The sequence below is a fragment of the Streptomyces alkaliphilus genome, from assembly GCF_014141535.1.
Lineage (GTDB): Bacteria > Actinomycetota > Actinomycetes > Streptomycetales > Streptomycetaceae > Streptomyces > Streptomyces alkaliphilus.
In genome coordinates, this window is record NZ_VKHT01000540.1 from 1 (window position 1) to 3,550 (window position 3,550).

Annotated in this window: 3 protein-coding genes; all 3 read left to right on the forward strand. The window is 71.2% G+C overall.

Translation table 11 applies throughout. The features are described from left to right. Nucleotides 1-76 precede the first annotated feature (76 nt). The 3 genes from FNQ90_RS16315 (at nucleotide 77) to FNQ90_RS16325 (ending at nucleotide 3,496) form a co-directional block, all read left to right on the forward strand. Nucleotides 77-1,138 carry a substrate-binding domain-containing protein gene (locus FNQ90_RS16315; RefSeq protein WP_182607056.1) on the forward strand — a complete coding sequence of 354 codons (1,062 nt, stop codon included), beginning with the start codon at nucleotides 77-79 and terminating at the stop codon, nucleotides 1,136-1,138. Between the two features lie 106 nt (nucleotides 1,139-1,244). Beyond that, complete coding sequence (locus tag FNQ90_RS16320; RefSeq protein ID WP_228471295.1) at nucleotides 1,245-2,492, forward strand: Gfo/Idh/MocA family protein; 1,248 nt, start codon at nucleotides 1,245-1,247, stop codon at nucleotides 2,490-2,492. Continuing rightward, on the forward strand, nucleotides 2,489-3,496 hold the full coding sequence (locus FNQ90_RS16325) for a sugar phosphate isomerase/epimerase family protein (protein ID WP_143622726.1): 1,008 nt from the start codon (nucleotides 2,489-2,491) through the stop codon (nucleotides 3,494-3,496). The genes FNQ90_RS16320 and FNQ90_RS16325 overlap by 4 nt, the downstream gene beginning before the upstream one ends. Nucleotides 3,497-3,550 lie beyond the last annotated feature (54 nt).

The window sequence follows — 3,550 nt, forward strand, 5'->3', positions numbered from 1 at the left end:
GATCTCCCCTCTCCCGGGCCCTCTCCTGCCCGCCCGTTCCCGCCGTTCCGGCGACCTCACCCCTCTGGAGCACCCCATGCGCACCACCTCCGGCAGACCCGCCGCCCGTCTCCTCACCCGCCTCGGCCTGGTGACGATCGCCATCGGTCTGGCCGCGGCCTGCACGAGCAACGCCCCCGCCGACACCGGCGCCCCCGCCGCCGACACCACCGAGCGGGCCGCCGGCGCCAACGACGAACCGGGCGAGACCGTCGTCATCGGCTTCTCCGGCCCGCAGGCCGACCACGGATGGCTCGCCGCCATCAACTCCGCCGCGCTCGCCGAGGCCGAGGAGTACTCCGACATCGAGTTGCGGGTCGCCGAGGGCACCAACGACCCCTCCGCGCAGATCAGTCACATCGAGACCTTCATCAACGAGGGCGTGGACGCCATCGTCCTCCTCCCCACCGATGGCGCCGCCCTGACCCGCATCGCCATCGAGGCGATGGAGGCCGGTATCCCGGTGGTCAACGTCGACCGCGAGTTCTCCAGCGAGTTCGCGGCCCGCACCACCATCCTGGGGGACAACTACGGCATGGGGATCTCGGCCGGCACCCACGCCTGCTCCCTGATCGAGGAGAACGGCATGGGGGACGCGGTGATCGCGGAGATCGCCGGCATGGACTCCCTGCCGCTGACCCAGGACCGCTCGCAGGGCTTCGCCGACGCCCTGGAGGCCTGTGGTCAGGATGTCGACCACCGGGTCGCGGCCGAGTTCACCGTCGAGTCGGGGGAGGCCACGGCCTCCAACCTGCTGCAGGCCGTTCCCGAGATCGACATCATCTGGAACCACGACGACGACCAGGGGGTCGGCGTCAAGGCGGCCTTCGACAATGCCAACCGCGATGAGTTCCTCTTCATCGGCGGGGCCGGTTCGGCCAACGCCATGCGATGGATCCGGGAAGGGGAGATGGAGGCCACCGTGCTCTACCCGCCGACCCAGGCCGCCGACGGCATCCGGCTGGCCCGGCTGCTCGCCCAGGGCAAGGGCATGTCCGACCTGGTGCAGGTCGAGGTGCCCCGCCGCATCGTCCTCGACGCCCCGGTGGTGACCGCCGAGAACGTCGAGCAGTATCTCCCGCTGGGCTTCGAGTCCTGATGCGGGTCACCGAGCGGAACACCGTCCCGCCGCCTCCCGCCGGGAGCACCGGGCGGCGGGACGGAGGAAATCCAGGGGGCCGCCCCGGCCCGGAAGGGAAGACCCGATGAGTGCGATCGGAACACCCCACGGCACCCCGCGTGGCGGAGGAGCCGCCGGGGCGCCGGAACTGCGCGTCGGGATGGTCGGCTACGCCTTCATGGGCATGGCCCACTCGCAGGGATGGCGCAACGCCCGCAGCTTCTTCACCCCACCGATTCGGCCGCGGCTGACCGCCCTGGTCGGACGCGACCGGGAGGCCGCAGCCGATGTGGCCGACCGGTTCGGATGGCAGGACGTGGAAACCGATTGGCGGTCACTCCTCGAGCGGGACGACATCGACCTGATCGACATCTGCACCCCCGGCGACACCCACGCCGAGATCGCCGTCGCCGCGCTGGAGGCGGGCAAGCACGTGCTGTGCGAGAAACCCCTCGCCAACACCGTCGCCGAGGCCGAGACCATGGCCGCCGCCGCGCGGGCCGCCGCCGGCCGGGGCGTGCGATCCATGGTCGGGTTCACCTACCGGCGGGTCCCCGCCCTGGCGCTGGCGCGCCGCCTGGTGGCCGAGGGCCGGCTGGGCGAGCTGCGCCACGTGCGCGCCCAGTACCTCCAGGATTGGCTCACCGATCCGTCCGTCCCCATGAGTTGGCGGATGACCAGGGAACGGGCCGGTTCGGGGGCCCTGGGGGACATCGGTGCCCACATCGTGGACCTGACCCGGTACCTCACCGGAGAGCACCTCGTCGGCGTCACGGCTCTCGGGGACACCTTCGTCCGAGAACGCCCCCTGCCCGAGGGCGGGGGCACCGCGCCGGTCACCGTGGACGACGCGGTCGTCTTCATCGGCCGCCTCTCCGACGGCACCCCCGCCACCTTCGAGGCCACCCGGTGCGCCACCGGCCGCAAGAACGCCATCCGGATCGAACTCAACGGCTCCCGGGGCAGCCTGGCCTTCGACTTCGAGGACATGAACGTCCTCCATCTCCACGAGGGGGGAACCGACGGGGACACCACCACCCGTGGCTTCACCCGGATCCTGGTCACCGAACCCGACCACCCCTACGCGGGCGCCTGGTGGCCGCCCGGCCACGTCCTGGGGTACGAACACGCCTTCGCCCACCAGGCCACCGACCTGCTCATCGCCATCGCGGAGGGCAGCGACCCCGAGCCCTCCTTCGAGGACGGCCTGCACGTCCAGCGCGTCCTGGACGCCGTCCAGACCAGTGTGGAGCGGGGCAGCGCCTGGACCGCCATCGACCCCGGCGTCCCCGCCGGAAGCCCCCCGCCGACGAAGGAGGAACCGATCCCGTGAGCCGACCCATCACCCTGTTCACCGGCCAATGGGCCGACCTGCCGTTCCGGGAGGTGGCCCGACTGGCCGCCGAATGGGGCTACGACGGACTGGAGATCGCCTGCTGGGGCGACCACCTGGACGTGTGGCGGGCGGTGGAGGACGAGGACTACCTGAAGTCGCGCACCGACATCCTGGCCGAGTACGGCCTCGGCGTCTGGACGATCTCCAACCATCTCAAGGGCCAGGCGGTCTGCGACGACCCCATCGACTTCCGACACCGTGCCATCGTCTCCGACCGGGTCTGGGGTGACGGCGACCCCGAGGGGGTCCGCCGGCGCGCGGCCGAGGAGATGAAACACACCGCCCGGGTGGCCGCCCGACTCGGCGTCGACACCGTTGTCGGCTTCACCGGTTCATCCATCTGGAAGTATCTGGCGATGTTCCCGCCGGTGCCGCAGGAGGTCATCGACGCCGGTTACCGGGACTTCGCCGACCGCTGGAACCCGATCCTGGACGTCTTCGACGAGGAGGGGGTGCGTTTCGCCCTGGAGGTCCACCCCTCCGAGATCGCCTACGACCACTGGTCCACCGTGCGGACCCTGGAGGCCGTGGGTCATCGCGAGGCGTTCGGCCTCAACTGGGACCCCAGCCACATGATCTGGCAGGACATCGATCCCGCCGGTTTCCTGATGGACTTCCGGGACCGCATCTACCACGTGGACTGCAAGGACACCCGGCGCAACACCGGGGACGGCCGCAACGGCCGCCTCGGATCGCACCTCCCCTGGGGCGACCCGAGGCGTGGCTGGGACTTCGTCTCCACCGGGCGCGGGGATGTGCCGTGGGAGAAGTGCTTCCGGGTGCTCAACCACATCGGCTACGCCGGTCCGATCTCCATCGAGTGGGAGGACGCCGGTATGGACCGGCTGCGCGGCGCACCCGAGGCACTGAGACTGGTCCGCGACCTGCTGTTCGACCCTCCCACGGCATCCTTCGACGCCGCCTTCAGCGCCTCCGACTGACCCCGACCGCGCCCCTTCCGGGGACCCGGCACGGCGGCCCCGACCCCGTGTCCC